The sequence below is a fragment of the Bradyrhizobium sp. CCBAU 51745 genome (assembly GCF_028128715.1).
GTDB lineage: Bacteria > Pseudomonadota > Alphaproteobacteria > Rhizobiales > Xanthobacteraceae > Bradyrhizobium > Bradyrhizobium manausense.
On the sequence record NZ_LBJP01000069.1, the window covers coordinates 1 to 19,807 of the forward strand.

The 19,807-nt window shown below is 61.0% G+C and carries 21 protein-coding genes and 2 pseudogenes; 2 read left to right on the forward strand and 21 right to left on the reverse strand.

What is annotated here, in order from left to right:
* Nucleotides 1–62 precede the first annotated feature (62 nt).
* The 6 genes from tnpA to XH98_RS16720 all read right to left on the reverse strand — a co-directional run bounded on the left by tnpA (nucleotide 63) and on the right by XH98_RS16720 (nucleotide 6,007).
* Entirely contained in the window at nucleotides 63–464 is a 402-nt protein-coding gene (gene tnpA / locus XH98_RS16695) for an IS66-like element accessory protein TnpA (RefSeq protein WP_271599302.1), read from the reverse strand.
* Between the two features lie 164 nt (nucleotides 465–628).
* On the reverse strand, nucleotides 629–1,876 hold the full coding sequence (locus tag XH98_RS16700) for a type II toxin-antitoxin system HipA family toxin (RefSeq protein WP_271619296.1): 1,248 nt from the start codon (nucleotides 1,874–1,876) through the stop codon (nucleotides 629–631).
* Nucleotides 1,869–2,204 (reverse strand): helix-turn-helix domain-containing protein, encoded by a 336-nt coding sequence (locus tag XH98_RS16705; protein WP_271597967.1) that lies wholly within the window; start codon nucleotides 2,202–2,204, stop codon nucleotides 1,869–1,871. Before XH98_RS16705 ends, XH98_RS16700 begins: the two co-directional genes overlap by 8 nt.
* Nucleotides 2,205–2,926: 722 nt before the next feature.
* Nucleotides 2,927–4,126, reverse strand: a complete 1,200-nt coding sequence (locus XH98_RS16710) for a hypothetical protein (RefSeq protein ID WP_271619297.1) — start codon at nucleotides 4,124–4,126, stop codon at nucleotides 2,927–2,929.
* A 166-nt stretch (nucleotides 4,127–4,292) separates the two neighbouring features.
* A complete protein-coding gene (locus XH98_RS16715; protein ID WP_271597969.1) occupies nucleotides 4,293–4,952 on the reverse strand; it encodes an HAD family hydrolase in 660 nt (219 codons plus the stop codon).
* Between the two features lie 11 nt (nucleotides 4,953–4,963).
* Entirely contained in the window at nucleotides 4,964–6,007 is a 1,044-nt protein-coding gene (locus XH98_RS16720) for a hypothetical protein (RefSeq protein ID WP_271619298.1), read from the reverse strand.
* 456 nt (nucleotides 6,008–6,463) lie between these two features.
* Between XH98_RS16720 and XH98_RS16725 the strand changes: the two genes are divergently transcribed.
* Entirely contained in the window at nucleotides 6,464–6,844 is a 381-nt protein-coding gene (locus XH98_RS16725; protein WP_271619299.1) for a hypothetical protein, read from the forward strand.
* A 690-nt stretch (nucleotides 6,845–7,534) separates the two neighbouring features.
* On the opposite strand, the gene XH98_RS16730 is transcribed toward XH98_RS16725, so the two are convergent.
* From XH98_RS16730 to XH98_RS16765, 8 genes and pseudogenes are all read right to left on the reverse strand, one after another.
* Nucleotides 7,535–8,080 (reverse strand): hypothetical protein, encoded by a 546-nt coding sequence (locus XH98_RS16730; protein WP_271619300.1) that lies wholly within the window; start codon nucleotides 8,078–8,080, stop codon nucleotides 7,535–7,537.
* Nucleotides 8,081–8,437: 357 nt separating this feature from the next.
* The gene (locus tag XH98_RS16735) at nucleotides 8,438–8,641 is read right to left on the reverse strand and encodes a hypothetical protein (RefSeq protein WP_271619301.1); all 204 of its coding nucleotides are present in this window, start codon (nucleotides 8,639–8,641) and stop codon (nucleotides 8,438–8,440) included.
* A 315-nt stretch (nucleotides 8,642–8,956) separates the two neighbouring features.
* A pseudogene (locus tag XH98_RS16740) lies at nucleotides 8,957–9,394 on the reverse strand (type II 3-dehydroquinate dehydratase); the annotation flags it as partial.
* 23 nt (nucleotides 9,395–9,417) lie between these two features.
* Nucleotides 9,418–10,173 (reverse strand): amino acid ABC transporter ATP-binding protein, encoded by a 756-nt coding sequence (locus tag XH98_RS16745; protein WP_271619303.1) that lies wholly within the window; start codon nucleotides 10,171–10,173, stop codon nucleotides 9,418–9,420.
* Between the two features lie 12 nt (nucleotides 10,174–10,185).
* Entirely contained in the window at nucleotides 10,186–11,025 is an 840-nt protein-coding gene (locus XH98_RS16750) for a transporter substrate-binding domain-containing protein (protein ID WP_271597976.1), read from the reverse strand.
* A 23-nt stretch (nucleotides 11,026–11,048) separates the two neighbouring features.
* Nucleotides 11,049–11,705, reverse strand: a complete 657-nt coding sequence (locus tag XH98_RS16755; RefSeq protein ID WP_442868595.1) for an amino acid ABC transporter permease — start codon at nucleotides 11,703–11,705, stop codon at nucleotides 11,049–11,051.
* A 23-nt stretch (nucleotides 11,706–11,728) separates the two neighbouring features.
* Nucleotides 11,729–12,397 carry an amino acid ABC transporter permease gene (locus XH98_RS16760; RefSeq protein WP_271619304.1) on the reverse strand — a complete coding sequence of 223 codons (669 nt, stop codon included), beginning with the start codon at nucleotides 12,395–12,397 and terminating at the stop codon, nucleotides 11,729–11,731.
* A 249-nt stretch (nucleotides 12,398–12,646) separates the two neighbouring features.
* Nucleotides 12,647–13,120 carry a hypothetical protein gene (locus tag XH98_RS16765; protein WP_271619305.1) on the reverse strand — a complete coding sequence of 158 codons (474 nt, stop codon included), beginning with the start codon at nucleotides 13,118–13,120 and terminating at the stop codon, nucleotides 12,647–12,649.
* A gap of 119 nt (nucleotides 13,121–13,239) precedes the next feature.
* On the opposite strand from XH98_RS16765, the gene XH98_RS16770 reads away from it, so the two are divergent.
* Nucleotides 13,240–13,458 (forward strand): helix-turn-helix domain-containing protein, encoded by a 219-nt coding sequence (locus XH98_RS16770; RefSeq protein WP_271597979.1) that lies wholly within the window; start codon nucleotides 13,240–13,242, stop codon nucleotides 13,456–13,458.
* A 235-nt stretch (nucleotides 13,459–13,693) separates the two neighbouring features.
* Here XH98_RS16770 and XH98_RS16775 read toward each other — a convergent pair whose 3' ends face one another.
* The 7 genes and pseudogenes from XH98_RS16775 to XH98_RS16805 all read right to left on the reverse strand — a co-directional run bounded on the left by XH98_RS16775 (nucleotide 13,694) and on the right by XH98_RS16805 (nucleotide 19,746).
* The gene (locus XH98_RS16775) at nucleotides 13,694–13,858 is read right to left on the reverse strand and encodes a hypothetical protein (protein ID WP_271597980.1); all 165 of its coding nucleotides are present in this window, start codon (nucleotides 13,856–13,858) and stop codon (nucleotides 13,694–13,696) included.
* Nucleotides 13,859–13,898: 40 nt separating this feature from the next.
* Nucleotides 13,899–14,530 (reverse strand): annotated as a pseudogene (locus XH98_RS16780) (SDR family NAD(P)-dependent oxidoreductase).
* Nucleotides 14,527–15,357, reverse strand: coding sequence for a sugar phosphate isomerase/epimerase family protein (locus tag XH98_RS16785; RefSeq protein WP_271619306.1), 831 nt, complete (start codon nucleotides 15,355–15,357; stop codon nucleotides 14,527–14,529). Before XH98_RS16785 ends, XH98_RS16780 begins: the two are co-directional and overlap by 4 nt.
* A gap of 10 nt (nucleotides 15,358–15,367) precedes the next feature.
* Nucleotides 15,368–15,982 (reverse strand): NIPSNAP family protein, encoded by a 615-nt coding sequence (locus XH98_RS16790; RefSeq protein ID WP_271597982.1) that lies wholly within the window; start codon nucleotides 15,980–15,982, stop codon nucleotides 15,368–15,370.
* Nucleotides 15,983–15,998: 16 nt separating this feature from the next.
* On the reverse strand, nucleotides 15,999–17,726 hold the full coding sequence (locus XH98_RS16795; protein ID WP_271619307.1) for an FAD-dependent oxidoreductase: 1,728 nt from the start codon (nucleotides 17,724–17,726) through the stop codon (nucleotides 15,999–16,001).
* Between the two features lie 14 nt (nucleotides 17,727–17,740).
* On the reverse strand, nucleotides 17,741–19,465 hold the full coding sequence (locus XH98_RS16800; protein ID WP_271619308.1) for an FAD-dependent oxidoreductase: 1,725 nt from the start codon (nucleotides 19,463–19,465) through the stop codon (nucleotides 17,741–17,743).
* Nucleotides 19,466–19,470: 5 nt separating this feature from the next.
* A complete protein-coding gene (locus XH98_RS16805) occupies nucleotides 19,471–19,746 on the reverse strand; it encodes a hypothetical protein (RefSeq protein ID WP_271619309.1) in 276 nt (91 codons plus the stop codon).
* Nucleotides 19,747–19,807: the final 61 nt, after the last annotated feature.

A 19,807-nucleotide genomic window follows, 5' to 3' on the forward strand; every position in this document is an offset into this window, starting at 1 on the left:
GCCCTTCCGCATGTCGGTATGGCCGGTCGCAAGCCATACCCGCACGCCGGCCGGCAACGGGATCATCGCGGCCGTCCATCAGTCAACGCCGCCACGACTGCGCTTAGCGTCGCCGCGTCAACCGCACCGGTGATCCGCATCCGAGCGCCGGCAGCGAACTCAATCTCGATCGCACCGCAACTTCCCGAGGGCGCCGTCAACGGTTGCCGGTCTGGCGCCATGGAGACTGCCGCAAAACGGACCTTATCGTCCTGCCGCTGCATCGGCTCGGGCCCGCAAGCGAGGACGCCGGTCCGCGCCTGCCGCCGCCAGGCCGTAACCAAATTGCGGTGAACGTCATGTCGTCGAGCAACTTCGACAACACTTGCCCCAGGAGCCAGACTCTCCTCCACGATCCGAAGCTTCTCGGCACTCGTCCACCGCCGTCGCCGCTCAGGACCGGACAGAACCGTAACCGTCGTCACGTTTGCTCATTTGCTTGCGAATTAATGCGCAAACCATCTCACGCCCGTACCCGATCCGGGAAGGCGGCCTCCACCGGAGGCGTACTCCGAGACTTCCAGGTCGACGGTAGGACCGGTGACGGGATTGGCGGCGGCTGGTTCAAAGGTGTGAAGGAAAGTCCTCGTCATAGCGCCAGCGCCCGTTTGAGATCGTCGTGCTCGAATGCGCTGGCCATGCGGTTGATCTCGGCCGAGCGGGCTCCGACCGCCTTGGCTGCATCGCGCCAGGTTGCGGTCACGGTCGCGACCTCTTTGATGATGGTGCGGGCCTGCGGTAGCGTGAGCGCGAAAAACTCCGACGCGGCCTCCAGCAGATCGACCGAGCACGTGCCCTCGTCGAGATCGATGTTCGTGGTCAGCACGCGCGCCTTGAGATCGGTCGGAACGGGATTGAGGTCGTATGCCGGCGAGAGGGACCAACCCGCCTTTCCGAACCACAGGAAGCCGTGATTACGCAGGTGATCGTCGACATTGGAGATGAGCACGTTGAAGACGACACGCCGATAAAGGGCGTGGGCGTCCGTTTTCCCTTGGGCGCCGTGCTCGGCAAGGGCGTCGACGATCTCCGGATAGCTGCCGCGCTCGCCATCCTTGGCGCCCATCATCGCCATCGCGGACAAGAACGGGATGCGGATGGCGCCCTCACGGTCGAAACGTCGCGACAGCATGACCGCCTTACCGGCGACGTCGATCAGTTCGTGGTCGGGAGTGGCGATACCGGCCTGGCCGGCCAGCCGCAACGCGATCTCTTCCCAGGTCTCCATGCTGTAGTCGTCGGTCTCCTTCGGGAATTTCGCGATGGAGAGGCGACCATGTTGGTCGATGACCGACGCCTTTGGACGTGCGCCGCCGAGGGAGGAACCGGGAGCAAAGATGAGTTGAAGGTCCTGATCTGTTTCTTCGTCTCGGAGGATGCGCTCGGTGATCTGGAGCAGCCGTCCAAGCTCGATCAGGGCTGGAACGCCAGCCCTGATCGGTGCCTGGAAAACCTCTTCGCCGACCCAGCGGAAGCGGAGTGCGCCAAGCCGGGTCTCGTCGGCGACGCCAAGCAGGTAGTCGCTTTCGGCCAGGGTGCGAACAGCCCGACCTTCGCGTTCGGCCAGACGCCGCTCTGCGCGCTGCATGAGCCGACGGCCCCAGGTGTCGGGCGCCGAGTCGCCTATAGAGCCGAAGGTCGCCAGTCCGGCTGGAGGAGCGAATGCGCCATGCGTCAGTGCAAGCGCTGGCTCCAGCGAAAAGCGGTCCGGGTCGTCAAGCCATGCACCGTCGTACTCAAAGAGGATGGTCTCCGCGCCTCGGACGCGGTTGCTCCTCGCCCATCCGATCGGGCGTGTGCGGCCGTCCAGATCAATATGCACCTCGAAGTCAGCCATCGCGGGACGATCCGGTTGGCCGCTTGAGATGGACGTGCTTCGGTAGGTCGGCGCTGGCCAATGCCTGCCCGACGCTGTCGTTGCTGATGTCGGCGACCTGGCTCAAGCCGTCTAGCAGACCGAGTGCCTGCAAGACGCCGGCATAGATGCCGATGCTGACGTTGGTGTCGCCAGCTTCGACCCTTTGCAATGTCGACCGGGACGTGAAGGCGCGCTCGGCAACGACCGCCATCGGCAGCCGTCGGCGTCGACGGGCGTCATGGATGTCCGCCCCAAGCTTGCGCAGCGCACGCCGCACCGAAGCAGGAGGGTTGTGTGGAGTGGGCATTTTGGCACCTTCGCACTACAAATTGGCCGAATATGTAGCACGAAGTTTACAATTTTTCTAGAGCCCTTGAGCAGGCGATCTCAGTAGGGAGCGGAGGTTCGATCTTACCGCTGTCGTGACGGCATCGACCGGGATCCTCCGGACGTCGGCGATCGCGGCGACCGTCAGCGGGCTCGGTCGGACGTCCGTCAAGCTGAGTGAAGGGGCCGTCTGTCTCGGTGAGTATCCGATCGATCAGGTGCCCTTCAAGGGAGGCCTCGGGAGCATGGCGGGGGTAAAGATGCACCAGCCGCCTTGCTCGGTGATGCGGTGCTTGGCGCCAATCGCCGAAAGAGTACGGGGAAGCGGAACAGTCAGCTTATAAGCGTCGATGAGGGCAGCGCAACCCGCCGGGGCGCCGCTTTGGGGAGCCCCCGATCGCGAAAAACGTTCACCCGGCCTGAAGCATGAATTTCCCTCACAAAGCGCTCACCTAGTTGAGTTTCAATCTTACCTTGTGAAAAATAATCCCTGGACGACGTTTTCGTGAAAAATGTTCACCGCCTACCAAGCGCCTGAAAAAGACGGCCGGGCTAACCTACAGAGCGCCTGTCTTGTTAACCTTGCCATAGCGGGGTGCACGCCTTTCGGCGTGCACCCCTAGTCCCGATCCCGTGCCCTGGTTGCATTTGCCGCTAACGCTACCTTCCTCTCGCAGTACGCGACGTTAACGAGCAATGCGCTCAGGCCACCTGCCGAGACTGCGCCCCACTGTCTCCAACGGTAAGGAAGTGATCACCGGACAGCGTCACGCCCGTCTTGACCGCATCCGTAGTGATATTCCCATTGAGCAGGATCATATCCGTGTAACTCTTCCGGCCTTTCCATATCTGGAGCAGTTGCTCGATAGCGTCGAACGACTTGCGGATGCGACTGTCCTCGATGTCAGCGCGGGCGAGGCCGAGCACATTCCAGTTGCGGATCGTTACGCGATTGCAAAACTCGACGAACTCCGGCTGCTCAAGCCCATGGTTGGCCAACTGCGAGCGCGACAAAGCGAGCAGTTTTGCATCGTCAGGGGCCATGCCTGGGAAGATCAGTCTGTTGAGCCGGATGACATGATCCGTCGACTGCTTCGCGAATTCGCCCGTCAGAAGAAGCTTTCCGAGGCTTAGTTTCATTTCAGTGAGCCGGCCGTTTCCGAGGCTCGCCGCACCGGCCACCTGGATCATCGACAAAGCGGGCCAGCACACCTCCTGATATTTCGGCGAAAGTTCGCGATAGGAAGCGAGAACAGCCTGCAGCGGCACGGCGCCATTGCCAACATGCTCGACAATGTCGTGATTGCGAATGCAGAACACGGTTGCCGCCCTTTCTTCAGGCGTCGCGCAAATTCTGTCGAGGATCGGCTGCACGAGAAACGCCGCATCGTACGAATCCAACCCATATCGGCGCCGATACAGCTTTCCGTAATCGTGAAACGATGCCGAAAGCATAACTAGCTTTCGCAAGCGCTCGTCCGCGGTCAATCTCTCTCGGATGCTATTCACATAGTCTTGAAGGTCGCACACGAAGGTTTCCGTGAAGAACATCGAGCGCGACAGAAGCCAGTTCCAGTCACCCGCGGCCAACCTGTCGATGCCGAGCATCATGAGCCTGTTATGATCGCCGTAGGACTGTCGGAGACCATTCGGATAACGGTTTCGGTGATTCTTCCTCGGTATGAGATTCATCAGGAACAGCAAGCTGTTGCCTTCGAGATTGCTGAAGGTCGTGGTCGCGGCGTAGCCTGGATCCGAAAGACGCGGTTCGAACTCGGCGAGGGTATCGAGATTTCCGGACTTGAGGATGAAGTTCGCAAGCCAAGGCGGGTTTTCGTTTTCAAACACCACGCCTGGTCCATTCAGCATAGAAGAAAGAGAGAAGATCTTGTCCATATGCATGGGTAGTCGCCTTTGGGGTTGAGCGGTGGGCAGAAGAGAGAGTGAGTACAAGAGTGCAGGGGTACAGACCGCCGTGCATCCGGGCGCTGGTTTCTTCATGGGCCGGGCTGGCCCTCCCACAACTTTGGCACAGCGCCGGAGACTGGCTGCATCGAATGGCGATCGGTCATTGCTGCGGACCGTCGTGGGACGTGTCGAGCAAACCGCGCCGTTCGAATTCGTGTTGAAGCGCCGCGGGCGAGATGCAGTGAATCGCATCAAACCCGAGCGCGGCGGCAGCGTCCACGTTCTCTTTGGTGTCGTCAACAAAGACAGAGGTGTTCGGTTCGACACCGTAACGCTCGCCGAGAATGTGGAAGAATCGGCGATCCGGCTTTCGGATTCCAACCTCTCCCGATATCAGCACGCCGGAAAACATGCCGAGGAACGGTAGTCGATCTCTCGAAAGTTCGAACGTGTCGGCCGACCAGTTGCTAAGGGCATAAAGCGGCACGTCCCGTTGATGCAGACGCCCGAGGAGCGAGACGGTTTCAGCAATCGGTCCGCGCAGCATGTCGCGCCATCGCGCGCGAAAGGCCTCAATGAGATGTCGGTGCTCTGGATACCGAGCGATGAGAATCTCGTTGCCCTCAACCCATGGACGACCCAAATCCTGCTCAAGTATCCAGTCTCTTGAGCAACATTCCCGCAAGAACCACTCACGTTCTTCGTGATCCGGAATGAGCTGCTGATACAGATATCGAGGATCCCAATCGACCAGCACCCCTCCGAGATCGAACACGATCGATCTGATCTTGGGCGATCCAATTCCGCTTGAGACAAGCATTTTGCTTCCCTTTAGTCTGATTCAAGAGCGGTTGAGCGCTTGCGAGATCGAGCCGTCGCGGCGTCGGGCGCCGCCTCCGCGAACGCAAAGCTGAACGAACCAAATGCGTCGGTGTTGGGGCGCCTAAGCAGATAGGCTCCTCGCCGGGATCCGACGATGACGAGTTCATCGGCACCCTCCCTAGCAACCCGCAGCGCGCGCCCTGTGTCGAGCAGACCGAAGGCGGCCTCGATCACCAGTTTGCGAAGAATCTCTTGGTCGCCGCAGCCGGCCGGGACGCGTTCGCCCGCGACGCCGATGAGCGTAAAACGAGGCGGCGAGAACCGCACACCATCGAGTATTTGGAGGAGAGGCTCGGTATCGTAGAAGGGCAGATGCGCCGATGCCTCGTTCAACCGAAGAACCGCGCCTCGCCGCAGAACACTGGGAAATCTTTCGCAAACAGCCTCACGTACGAGCAGAACCGGCTTTTCTTCCCCGCCGATAAGGGTCGTATGAAGGCCGCGCCGGTCCTTGAGATACACGCGTCTTTCAAAGGCATGTTTGCGGATCGTCTCTGCGATAAATGTCTCGACATCCTCATCCCGATCTCCTTCCAGCCGCACCTGAGCGAGGCGCACTTTGCACGCCGAAGCCGCGTAGCACTCGCGATTCCTGTCATGAAACGGCAGCAGCTCACGCAGATAGGTCGACGGGGACACGACGCCGGAAAAGAGCAGCGCTGGCGCCACTCCCGACGAATAGAAAGCAAGACACGTCGGGCTGACTCCGGAGCTCCGCTCGAAACAATAAGCCGCCGCAGCATAAATGCCGGTCTCGAATGCCCGCTTGTCCGCTCGCGACGATTTGAAGCTACTTAATTCATCAAACAGATCCACATCCAGGATGTCGCGATAACCGTCCAACAGCTCTGCGACTGCAGGAATATCTCGGCTTTCACTTATCAGCTGCGTTCGCGCGTGGGCATCGGCGGGGAAGTAGGCGCCTTCTTCACTAACAGTTAGACGCGTAAAATACAGACACGGCCGCCTCGCCACACCAACATCCGAAGGCATTCATCTGTCCTTACAACCACCGCACCGCTCGATACAACTTAAAATGGCATCGCGCAGATCGAGAGTCAAGCCGTCAAACTACAACCTTAAGTGAAGACCAAGAATGGAAGCACGGAGAATGTTGGATTTCTCATTCGATGCGACTGAGTGTCGCGCGCCCATCGAATGAAGCTCCAACCCTCCAGACTACGATAACATTGCGCGCGACTACGGAGACGACTCTCCCGGCGTAGAATCATTCTAGTCACGTGAACATAAAGAAGGCTCGCCACATAAGGTCTGCTGGGCTTTGTGGCAGGAGCGTTTGACGGAAGCCAAGATGTGGTCTGCGGACTTGGTCCATTCGAAGAGCTTCGGGTTGTTGTTGCACAGTTCGATAAAGGTATATGCCCGAATACCACATCAGAAGCGAAGGGCCCGCCGCTTTCCGGACCCGGCAAGATGCAGAATTGCAGGTTGAGCGACAGTTTTATGTCGAGCAACTATACCCTCTCCACCGAATTCGCGAGAAATTCCGACAATCGACAAATTGCGACAAGAAATTCCGACCTGAAGCTCACGCCCGTTGTTGGTAGTAGGCAGCGCATCCCGTCGCGCCTGCATCGCAAACTGGGGTACATGATGCAATCGAAAGACACCGAAACCCTCGCTGGCGCGCCGGTCGTTCCGCTGCGTCCCGAATCCCACTATCCCATCCGAAGCCTCTGGTGGCTCGGAAAAGAGCGATGCATTGCGGATTTAGGTGCCGCGGGTCCCGCACCCTGCCAGATGTTCTGCTCCGCAACGTCGACGAGTGCCGTCGGCCATGAGCAACGCCGCGGCGGCCCAGGGCAGTGATAGCGAATTGAACGACTTGGCGGCGATCCGGATCCGCGGCGACCGCAACGACGTCTTCCGGACCAGGCAAAGTTCGTAGGATCTGCATTTGCCATGGCTCGACGATCAGTGGGCATCTGGCTGTCGCAACCTTCGGCGCCGACAAGGCGTCAATCAGTGCGCCGAATGACAGAAGTAGATTTAGCTGTGGCGCAGACTGTACGCTGCCCCTCGCGGTCGAGCTTGAGGCTGGTCTCGTCCAGAATGGTATTGAACAACTCGTGGCGGGATTTCGGGAAGGCGAGTTCGTCGGGCTTTGGCTTCCGCCGTGCCAGCACGCGCTTAAAGGGACGCACGGCACCCGGCATGCTCTTGCAGAAGCCGACGCCGCGCTTGCCACGAACGTCGATTTCTAGGACCGTTTCCTTGCTGCAGTCATCGTCCCCGATAGCAACGTCGCGGAAGCGAATGCGCTTGGACCCTGAAGAGCACGTAATCGTGCAAATCCTCGTAGTCGTTCTTGTACTTCGAGTGTAAGATTTTGACCGCTGATTATGTTCATCGTGAGTTCTTCAGCCTCTTGTGGAGCCGGGATGTGGCACGGTGGTCGTAGGTCGGAGATATCCGTTCCCACCGCTTTGTCTGGCGGTGCCTTGGTGGTTCCATCAGGACTTCGTTTCCACATCCCACTCGTAGGAAGGTGCGCAATCGCTATCGAGAATCACCACCACGAGGCGGAATAGCGAGACCAATGGCCGCACAAATCGCGCGTTCAGTCGAGAGCAGCAGCAGCCGGTAGCCATCCTGCTCGTAAAGGGGGGACTGGCCAACTTCGTAACACTCACGCACGTACCTTAACGCCGCGGCCACTCCTTTGAGGCTTCCTGGCACGGTGCCGGCGAGCTGACGCGAGGCCTTCATCTCAGCCCGACCGAGTGCGCCTTCAGCCTCGCAGAGGCCACTTAACTTAGCCTCTAGCTCGGCCCGCCTGCCGCAGGGCGCTCGGCGCAGCTCGCGCTCGGCAGCATCCTGCTCGGCGAGCAGGCGCCCCAGTTCCTCAAAGACTCGGCGGTGGCCTTCGATGGCATCGAGGATTGGGTCGGGCGCGGTCGAAACACCGACGCTTTCAGCCCATGAGGGAGTGATGACCCCGGCCAGGATGGCGGCGCCGCCGGTGACGAACTGCCGGCGCCGAGCGGCCGGGCCGGCAGGAAACAGTAAACGACTCGTGGTATAGGCAGAATCAGCCTGAGACATGGTCAGCTCCATGTTGAGGGTTAGGCTCGTGCAGGTGTGTCCAGCACCTGTGCGGGCCGCTTGCCTGGCCTGTAGCGGCCAGTACTTTGAATCGAATCACGGCCGAGTCATTGCGTCAATGGATAAGCGCCGCTTTCAGCGCAGGCAGCACGCGTGGCAGATGCACCCGGAAATCTCTGGCTGGGATTTCAACCGAGCAAATGCGCGACTTCGCAGGAGGGTCGGGCGCGGGTCTCGGCTTTCTTCCGTCTCGGAGCGCGCCAGCGCCATTTCGGCGATTCGTAGTATACTCGCTCGCGTCGAACGGCCCTGCATGGCATCGTCGTCGACGTGATAGATCATCGCGCCAGAGCAAATTTAGATTGCAGCCGCCCATCGCGCTTGGAAGCGAGAGGTCGGTTCAAGTGCGGCGGATGGAAGCAGAGCAGGGACGGGAAGTATGCCGCTCGCCAATACAATCAAGGTGAGACCATCCCGTCGTCGAATGCCGCTCCTTATTTCGGCTTCGATCTCAATCGGTAAGCGGCCCAGTGCGTTGAAAAATGCGATTTCGATGGTCATGGCCCACTTCAGGACGATTTCAATTTACAACCTAAAGACGTATCGCTCTTTCCAGGCTGAAACAACAGCCTCCGACAACAGTCAAAGCCGCTAAAGAAGCCGGGGGCGGCCTCTTGGCCCATCGCGGCGTGCTCCGTCCGGCGCGTCATGTCGCAATGAGGAGTAAACGGACGCCGCTCTGACCGGGCCAAACCGTCGCTATTAACCCATAGCAGACTTCGCCGCGCTCAATCCTTGCTCATTTCATTGAGCAGAGACAATGTCTTCTGAAGAGGTTTTCTCCAGTGAGCGCAATACGTCGGGCGGCCGCCGATCAGCCTGGGCCAAGAATCGACCCATGGCATCGATGGCGAGCTCGTATCCGTTCGCGCCAAAGCCAATCAGTATACCGGTCACGGCGCGTGATATCAGGGAGTTGTGGTAGATGTTCTCACGCGTATGAACGTTTGAGATATGAAGCTCGATCTTTGGACCGTCGAACATCTTCAGCGCGTCCAGCAGCGCGACCGAGGTGAAGGTATAGCCGGCCGGATTGACGATGATACCCGCGGCCTCTTGGCGCGCCTGATGTATGGTCTCAACCAGTTCGCCTTCGAAATTGGTCTGACGGAAGTCGATCTCGTAGCCAAGCGGTTTGGCGCGGGCGATGCAGCGCTCGCAAATTTCGGCGAGCGTGGTTCGCCCGTAGATTTCGGGTTCGCGCTGGCCAAGGAGGTTGAGATTGGGTCCGTTCAGAACGAAGATTTTCTTCATATTTTCCCTCACTCGGGCGACTTCTAATGGACGAGAAGCTGGCCCAGAAAGGCCTGCGTCCGCTTGTGTGTGGGTGCCGAAAAGAACTGTTCGGGAGATGCCTCTTCGACGATTTCACCGTCGGCCATGAAGACCACTCGGTCGGCCACCGCCCGTGCGAAGCCCATCTCGTGGGTGACGCAGACCATGGTCATGCCGCCCGAGGCAAGGCTGACCATGGTGTCGAGCACCTCCTTGACCATTTCCGGGTCGAGCGCCGAAGTCGGCTCGTCGAACAGCATGATTTTTGGGTTCATGCACAGCGCGCGGGCGATCGCCACGCGCTGCTGCTGGCCGCCGGACAACTGCGCCGGGTACTTCTGCGCGTGGTCGCCGATTTTGACGCGAGCGAGCAGGCGTTTCGCTGTTGCCCGCGCCTCATCCCGGGATAGGCCCCGGACCTTCATCGGTGCAAGCATGCAGTTTTCGAGTACGGTCATGTGCGGAAAGAGATTGAATTGCTGGAACACCATGCCGACTTCCATCCGCACCGCGTCGACGTTCTTGCGTCCGGCCGTTAGATCGATGCCATCGACGATGATCGTGCCGCTCTGAACGGTCTCCAACTGGTTGATGCAACGCACGAGGGTCGACTTTCCGGAACCGGACGGTCCGCACAGCACGATGCGCTCGCCGTTTCCAACTGTGAAGTTGATGTTCTTCAGCGCGTGAAATCCGCCAAAGTACTTGTTGACGCCATCCATCGCGATGGCGGTTTGGGAATCGACGGTGGGCGGCATGGAGCGTCTTGCTTATTGCACGGTAAAGGGAACGCCCTCGATCCTGGTCGGGAAATCGGGCAGCGGCTGGTCGATCCACTTCTTGTTGATCGCAGCCAGTTCACCGCTAGCCCGGATTTCGTCGATCAGGGTGTTTAGCCTGACGTTCAGATCCCTCTGGCCGGGTTTGGTCGCAATACCCATCCACTGCTCGTTGAAAACCAGCTTCTGCTCGAACTCATTGTTGGGGAATATCTTGTTGATGTTGATCATGTAGGTGGTGTTTGCTCCGATGGCCTGTACCTGCCCCGTAATTAGGGCCTGGATGACGGCCGAGTCATCGTCGAAGCGGCGAATGTCGGCGGACTTGGGCAGGCCGCTGGTAATGGCAATATCCTGCGCCCCGCCGCGCACGACACCGATGCGAAGAGCGGCTGCGTCTTGGAGCTTGTCGATCGTCTGGCCCTTCTTGGCGAGCAGAATGATCTTCATGCCGGCATAAGGCTCGGTGAACTGCACCACCTTGGCGCGCTCCGGATACATGCCCATGGTCGCAAGCAGCATATCGACCTTACCGGTCATGACCTGCGCGATACGCGCGGCGACGGTCGTGCCGACGAACTCCGCCTTGACGCCCATCTTCTTGGCGAGCAGCTCGCCGACGTCCACATCATAGCCCGCAGGATTACCCGACGCATCTAGGAAGCCCCACGGCGGTAACTCCGACAGCACACCGATCCTGACTACGCCACGCTGCTTGATTTCCGCGATCGTCTGAGCGACTGTCCGCTGTGGGGACAGGGCCTCCAAGCCGAGCGCGACGAGCGCTACCCCACAAACAATCGCGCGACGACAAAAATATTTCGATATCACGTTTCCTCCTTGGTTCATTTGGCTTATTGGCTTCTCGCTGGCGAGAGGCGACGTTCCATCGCCTGTCCCAGCCGCGACAGCGGCCAGCAGACGAAAAAATAGATCAGGCCGACAATCGCATAAATCAGCAGCGGCCGGTACGTGATGTTGGAGAGCAGCGTTCCGGTCCGGGACAGCTCGGTGAAGCCGATGATCGCCGCCAGTGACGTGCCCTTGATAAGCTGAACCAGAAAGCCAATGGTCGCCGGCAGCGAAATCTTAAGCGCTTGCGGCAGGATGACGTAGCGCATCCGGAACCAGTAATGAATGCCGAGAGCCTTTGCGGCTTCGGTCTGGCCGCGGGGGATGGATTCGACCGATCCACGCCAGATCTCGCCAAGAACGGCGCTCGCGTGAAGCATGAATGCAATCGACACCGCGATCCACGGATTCACCGAGATGTTGAGCAGCCCGATGCCGTAGTAAACGATGAACAATTGCAGTAGCAGCGGGGTGCCGCGGAATACCTCGATGAAGGCGGCGGCGAACCGCTCCAGCGCCCTCAAACCGCACGTTCGGCATAGCGCCACGGCGAGTCCACCGAACCCTCCAAACAGGAAAGCGACTGTCGACAAGGCCAGCGTCCACAGGGTACCTACCAGCAACAGATGAAACTGTGCGGGCCCAAGTGAGGTGATCATGGCTGATCTCGCGTACGCGCCTCTTACCGTGTCGGATATGCAAAACTGATGCGCCCGATCAGCGTAAACAACTTCGAGAGCGCAAAGGACATCACCAGGTAGAGCACGGCGATCGTGAAGTAGATTTCGAAGCTGCGGAAGGTCACCGCCTCGAGCTCCGCACCTACGTGCGTCAGCTCGGCAGCTGTGATGGACGAGGCGATACTCGATGTCAGCATCAGAAAGATGAACTGGCTCGTCATCGCCGGATACACGATGCGCAGCGCCGGCTTGAGAACCACGTAACGGAAGATCTGCGTCCGCCTGAGACCGAGCGCGAGCCCAGCCTCGATCTGACCGCGCGATACCGCCTCCACCCCGGCGCGCAGGATCTCAATTGTATAGGCGGCGCCGTTCAGGCTGAGCGCGATGATCGCCGCGACATTTGGATCGAGCCGCACGCCGATGCTGGGCAGCCCGAAGTAGAGAAAGAAGATTTGCACGAGAAACGGCGTGTTGCGCACGATCTCGACGAATGTCCCGATGAGCCAAGTGCTGATGATTTCCCGCATCTGCAGCACCAGCACGGCGGCGACGGCGATCGCGAGCGTAACTGGCATCGCGAGCAACGACAGTTGCAGCGTCAGCAGGCAGCCCTTCAGCAGCTCGCGCCAATGCGCGGCAATAGCCGTAAAATCAAAGACGTATGTCACGCCGTCCTCCGGTAATCCGCCTATTCGATCGTGGATCTGTTCGCCGAAGAAACCGGCTCATAGGATATCGCCGGTGTGCTCGCGTAAACGCCAGCCTTCTGGTTCGTCTAATCGCAATCGAGTAGGGTGCTCCAAACTCTTGATCTGGCGGGCCGCATTCTTCCTCGCTTCGAAGCTTGTGAGAAACGAGACAATGGATACGACAACACATGTCGCGGAGGCTCGCTGGTGACCCGCAGCTCCGGTTCGCTATCGCAGCCGCCATACCGGCAAGCCGCCGAGTTGCTGTCTGTTCAACGCTCGATCCTGAGTCGGTCTATTCGTCAGTTTGAGAGGATCGGCGTCACCGCATTCGATGCGCAAAGGAGCGTTTGCGATACTGCAGACTGTTTCGATTAGCAGACGTACCGCTCGTCCTTCCCAAGCGATTTGATCGATCGGGGCTTCCCAGTACTCCGATACAAGATATGCCAAGTGGCGGGCCTTGACGCCCAAGCCTGCTATCGTTTGCGCCGGGGTCTCCATGATCGCTCTTTCGATAGGATCGAGGCAGGCTAGCAGTGCTTCGTCCTCCATCGTGCAATAGCCGTCGGAAAGCTCAAGATCCCCAGCTTTGCGTTCGAGTTCTGCTGCCAGGGCGAGGAATCGCCTCTCAAGAACCAAAAGAGCTACGTCTGACGACGTATCGCCATTCGGGTAAATGCTCCCAAGATGCTCGCCCATCAAAATGAACCCCAATTCACGAAAACCGTCTGAAATAGACGATTATCGTTTAAAATCGCGGGTGTCAACGCTTTTCGTGGCTGTTAGACGCAAAACGTGTCTCATGAAATGGCGGATGGATGACTCCCGATCAATCTCGGGCAGCCCGTGGACTGCTCGACTGGTCTCAGGCCGAATTGGCTGCTCGGTCCAATTTGAGCGAGAGCACTATTCGTGACTTCGAAAAAGGCCGCAGGATCCCTTCAATAAATAACTTGGCGGCGGTCAGACGTGCTTTGGAGGCCGCAGGGGTTGAATTCATCGACGGCGACCACCCCGGAGTCCGATTGACGCGCTAACGACAAATGCGGCGAGTGGCTGACAACGATCGCCCGATGCAGGCGATGTTCACTAGCTGCGACCTATCTCCCGCTTCAAGAAGCACAAGTTCATCTCCGCGTTCTATGCAGGTTCGAGAGCGCATAGTTCGGACTTGTTAAATCCGAGTCCGTCACCGCTAGGCGCGCGCTTGTCTGTCGATCTCCTGGTCCTACCTTGAAGTCCCACTCTGAAGCGAGGCAATTCGCAATGTCGTCAATGGTCGAGCGGCGTGCTATCGCCCTTCTTCAGTCGCTGTGTCAGTGATGGTGTTGCACTTGGCTTCACCAGCTTCGCTTTTCCAAGCAGTTCGTCCAGCGCGGCGGGATTCAAAGCTCCCAGAACGATATGTCCAAGAGAAGAGGCCTGAGAACCTTGCACGGCGAAGATCGCTCAAAGTGAGGAGGAAGGCGTTGGCTGATCAATACGTTGCCCGCCCACCGGAAAGATAAAACACCGCTCCGGTCGAAAATGAGCATTCATCGGAGGCGAGCCAGGCGACCAGCGCAGCGACTTCCTGACCAGATCGGTGGCGATCATGGCAGGTGCGATGGCGTTGACGCGAAATTCGGTAGCGGCTAGCTCCTTGCCGAGAGATTTCGTCAGCGCGATCACGCCGGCCTTTGCCGCGGCATCGCCGGCCATGCTGGCATTGCCTTCCTTGCCGGCTATCGAAGCCAGGTTGACGACGCGGCCACCGTTTTGCCGTCGCATCGGCGTGATGGCGGCCTTGCAGCAGGGGAAGGTGCTGGTCAGGTTCACGTCAAGAACACGCCGCCGATCGGCGAGGCTGTACCGCTCGATATCGACCGTGGGTCCAGTGATTCCGGGCATTGAAATGTCGATGCTGCCGTGTCGCGCAAGGAGGCGCGCCAACGTCTCGTCGACGGCGGTCTCGTCGGTGAGATCGATCCGTTCATCGGCGTCATCCGCGACATCTCAGACGAGCACTTTGGCGCCGCCGGCTGCAATCCGTTCGCGAACCGCCCGGCCGATGCCGCCGCAGCCGCCAGAAATGACGGTGACGCGACCTGTGAAATCCAGACCACTCATGCGCTCGCCTTTCCCTCCGCCGCGCGCGCGACGATTCTGCGTGCAGCGACGAGTGCCCGTCGTCCCCACTCCTCTGCGCCGAGCTTGGGGAGCCATTCGTGGTTCGGAATCTCGATGCTGAACGGGAGGTCGCCCGGTAGCGCTCGCAGGATTCCGGGAAGATCGATGCCGCCATCGCCTGGGAGGAGCCGCGCGCACCGCGCGGTGTGGATCAATTCATCATCGCTGGCCGGAATGCCTGCGGGCGCATCGCAGAGCTGGGCATAGCTTAGCAATTGCCGCGGCAAGTTCGCGATGTCATCGAGCGTTGTCGTGGAGCGCGCGGCATGCAATGCGTCGACCAGCACACGGCCGTTCGGCTCGCCGGCGTTCGTTACGATTCGCAGCGCTGCCCGTGCGTTCTTGACGGCGGTCCACGGCATGAACTCGAGATCGGCGGTGAGGCCGTAAGGCGCCGCAGTCCGACAGAATGCCGCGAACGACTCCGTCAGGCGTGCCTCGTCGGGATCGTCGCCGGCGACAAGGATCGCGCTCGCCTTCAATCTGCCCGCTGTTTCGACGAACCGGGCGAAGCGATCAGGTGTGAAATCCGCGTTCAGCCGCGCGATTTCAACGTCGAACACCGTCACGCCGGTGTCGTCGATGCGGCGAAGGACTTCGCGCAGCATGGCGCCATCAGTCGCCAGCGGCGAGAAATCGCCACCAGGGGCGGCGGGAGCGATACGAACCCCGATCGCCTGGTAGCTGAGCTTTGCGGCGAGCACCAGCGCGTCGGGTGGGGCCATCGGTGCCGAGGTCAGATAGGCGAGCGAATAGATATGCGGCATGTCCGTCGCCTCAGGCCAGCGGAGAGATTGCGGTCGGCAGCGCAATGATCGAGCGCATGTTGCCGGTCAGCCAGTCTGGGCCGCCCTTCGGCGGCCAGATGCCCTTGGCAACTGACTCGGCGCGCAGCGTGGTGCGTGCATCCAAGCTCGCGAACGGCCAGATATGGGTAAAGCGCGGGGGCCCGTCGAGCGCATACATAACGATCGAGAGCGGCGACAGCTTGCCGCGCTCGGGCATGGCCGCGTCCCAAGCCGCGATCGTCGGTGGAACACCGCCGTGCCTAAGTCGATAGGTGCGGATCTCGTAAACGCTGCCGTACTTGCCCGGCATGACCGGCGGCAGGAACGGAAAAGGCGCATAGGTATCGAAGCTCATCTCGGTGATGGCCTCGCCGGCCCCGAAGGGATTTGTGGTACGAAGCGTGCGCTCGCGCTCGGCGCGCCATGCTTCGTGATCCCTGAACGAGCGCAGCACTAGGAGCTGGTTGAGCTCACCGATCTCGCTGGCCCAGCAGCCGAGCAGCGTGCCGTTGGCGTCCGATGCGCCGACGTAGTCGCCAATGCCGGCCACGGCTTTGGCCGCGTGGCCGAGTTTCACCGTCAGTGTTGCGATCTCATAAAGCATGTTCTTCTCCTTGCGGTCAGGCGGCGGCCGACCGGTTGTTCGCGAGTGGAATTCCACCGACATGATGGGCTGCGACGTAGCCGAAGGTCATCGCCGGTCCCAGCGTGATGCCGCCTGACGGGTAGCGGCCGGCCATAATGCTGGCCATGTCGTTGCCGACGGCGTAGAGACCTTCGATCGGCTTCGCCTGCCCATCGAGCACCCGGGCGTGTTCGTCGGTGTTGAGGCCTGCGAATGTTCCGAGGCTGCCGGCCACGATCTTGACCGCATAGAACGGGCCGGATGTGATCGGTGCGACGCACGGGTTCGGCAGATGCGCTGCGTCGCCCTGCACGCGATTGTAGGGCGTGTCGCCGCGCCCGAAGGCAGGGTCTTCGCCACGCGATGCGAAGTGATTGTAGCGCTCGATCGTCGCTGCGAGCCCGTCGGCGGAAATCCCGCAGGCCTGCGCAAGCGCCGCAATGCTCGCGCCTTGTTTCAGGTAGCCGTTGCGTATCCAGGGCGAGACCGGGAAGGGCGGGGGACGCACGCGGCCAAGACCGTAACGCTTGAGGAATTTTGCATCGCAGATCGCCCAGGCCTCGGCCGGCAGGGCTTTCGGCGTGGCAGCAAACAGCGCCTTCATCACGTCGTGATAGGAGTCCGCCTCGTTGGCAAAGCGTGTCCCGTCGCTGCGCACCATGATCAGCCCGGGCTTGGCGCGCTCGATCAGATGCGGGAAGTGACCGAACGAGCCGTCGCGATGCGGGACCAGCGACACGGGCGCCCAGGCCCCTGCATCGGAGAGGTCGGTCCGCAGCAGCCCGCCCATAGCTTCGCCGAGGCGGATGCCATCGCCGGTATTGCTCGGCGGCGCTGCCGACCAGTGCTCGTTGCCGCTCGGGGCATGGGCGAACAGCGCAGCCTTCCGTTGCGTGTCATGCGGAAAGCCGCCGCAGGCGAGCACGACACCGCGGCGGGCCCGAATCTCGAGCGCTGCGCCGTCACGCTCGGCGCGGGTGCCCACGACGCGAGCCCCCTCCCGCAGCAGCGATTGCGCCGGCGTCGCCGGCATGATGCGGACGCCGAGGCTATCTGCAGATTTCAGCAGTCGGGCGACCAGGGCATTGCCGTTGACGAGATGCATGCCGCGACCGAAGCGCAGCAAGTCGAGCATGTGCTTCGCAAGCCGGCGGGCGACGTGGAAGAACGACGTCGGAGACGAACGTGCGTTGAGGAAGTGCCTGAGATCGGCACCTGAGGCGATGCCCATTCCGAACGGGGCCACTTCATCCAGAGGCGGCTTGAGATCGCGGATGCGCGGGCCGAGCTCGCGACCGTCGATCGGCGCGGCACAGACCGAGCGGCCGCCGATCACTGCGCCCGGGCTCTTTCCGTGAAAATCCGGAATCTGATTGCCGTCGATGAAGGAGAGATGCGTCTCGCGCTGGAAGAACTCGACCATGCGCGGGCCCTGCTCGAGGAACATCTCGACCCGGCTTGCGTCGTAGCCGTCGGCGAGCTCGTGCCGCAGATAAAGTCTCGGCTGCTCCGGAGGCTCGACGATGCCAGCGGCTTTCGCCAGCGGATTGTGCGGAATCCACATCCAGCCGCCGGACCAGGCGGTGGTCCCGCCAAGCTGCGCCTCTTTTTCGATCACGATGACGTCGAGACCGAGCGCCGCGCCTGTGACCGCCGTCGCCAGGCCGCCAGCGCCCGAGCCGATGACGAGCAGATCGCAGTCGAGTTTGTGATCACCTGTCATACCAGAACTCCGGTTCACGCCGCGCACCGCGCCTGCGCCGCTCCGATTGCGTGCCGCACCCCGCGGTAAGCAAACGTGATGGCCGGGCCGATGGTGATGCCGGGTCCAGGATAGGTGCCGCCCATGATGGAATTAGCCTCGTTGCCGCAGGCATAGAGCCCCACGATCGCGCTGCCGTCGGCGCGCGTGACCTGCGCCCACTCGTTGATGACGAGACCGGTGGCCGCGCCGATGTCGCCGGGATACAGCCGCACGGCGTAGTAGGGCGCGGTCGAAATCGGGCCGAGCGTGGGGTTGGGCCCGACCGAGGCATCGCCATTGACGCGGTGATAGGGCGTGGTGCCGCGTCCGAAATCGGGATCGACGCCGCTTGCGGCATAGCGGTTCATTGCCGCGATCGTGCTTTCCAGGCTGCTTGCCGGTATGCCAATCCTGGTCGCGAGCTCGGGGACGCTCGCGCCCTGTGTCAGGTAGCCGTCGGCAAGATAGGGCACCAGGTTGCGCGTGCCCATCCGCACCATGCCGAGACCGTATTTCGAGAGCCCGACCGCGTCGGTGATGATGAAGCACGGGATGCACGGTACCTGCTTGTTGTGCCCGAACATTGCTCGCCCGAACAGGTGATAGGACACGGATTCATTGACGAAGCGTCGTCCCGTTTGATCGACGCAGACCGTCCCCGGCTTGCTGCGATCCATGACGAAATGCGGGAAGCTCGCCGTAGTGCCGTCGGCACGCTTGCGGATCGACACAGGCGCCCAGAAGGCGCTGTCGAGGTTGCCTTCGCCGAGCCGGGCGCCGAGCCGCAATGCGATGTCCTGCATGGCGCCGGTATGTCCCGGCGCCGATGGGCTGTACGTTTCGGCCTCGGGCAATAGCTCGGCGCGGCGTTGCGGATGCCGGTTGAACCCGCCGGCCGCGAGCACCACGCCGTTCGTGGCCGCGACGCGGCGGGTCATGGCACCCGACTTGAGGATTGCGCCGTTGACGGCGCCGTTCTCGGTGGCGAGATCCTGCACCTCTGTCCGAATCAGGATCTCGACGCCGCGCGCATGCAGCGACGCCAGAAAACGCCCGATCAGTGCATTGCCCATGACCAGGCGCGAGCCGCGCCGGCCCCTGAGCCAATCGCCGGCATAGTGCGCGAGGATCTTGAACGCGTGCGCAGCGGAGCGCGCCGATGTCTTGATCGCGAGCAGGTGGCCGATGTCGGTGCGATCGACCATCATGCCGCCGAAAATCGTGAACTCCGGAATCGGCGGGCGGATCTTGTCGAGATCGGGTCCGAGGCTGCGGCCGTCGAACGGCACCGGTTCGAGCGCGCGCCCGCGCATCGTCGCGCCCTCGAACTGCTGCTCGTAGTCGGGATGCGTCGCGTAGGGGCGGAACTTGATCATGCTGTTGGCTTCGAGCACCGCAATTGCTTCCGGTGCGCTGTCGAGAAACGCCTCGCGCATCGAGGGCGCTGAATGATTGCCCACGACGCCGTTGAGGAACGTGCGGACCTTCTCCTTGCTGTCGTCGGGATTGACGCTCCTGGAATGGTGCGAGTTCGGCACCCAAGTCGTTGCTGCGGAGAGGGCGGTGGTGCCGCCGACATAGTCGGTGCGTTCAATCAGCAGGACTTTTCGACCCTCGATCGCGGCGAACAGAGCCGCGGCCATGCCGGCTGCACCGGAGCCGATCACGACCAGGTCGTATCGCGCGCCCTCGGAAATCTCGTCGATGGTCCTGAACATGGCAGTTAGCTCGAGCCATCGATGGCGCCAGGCTCGGCCGATTTCGCCATCTCGATCGAATCGAGCAGGCTCTTCAGGCCGAACCAGCCCATCCAGGCTTTATCGGCGGCCGGCCTGTTGTATTTCTTCTCGTAGGCGGCGACCATCGCCTGCTCCTCGCGGGAGTTGTTCGGATTCTTGTACCACCGGGTGATGCTATGTCGCCCGTCGGCGGCTTCCGGGCCGAGGCCCGACAGGTCGGTGCGGCCAACCGAAATCTCGAGGGGAATCTTGTCCTTCATGCCGAGTTAGCTCCACTGCTTGGGGAAGGCGGTGAGATCGCTCGCGGCGATGCCGCCCATC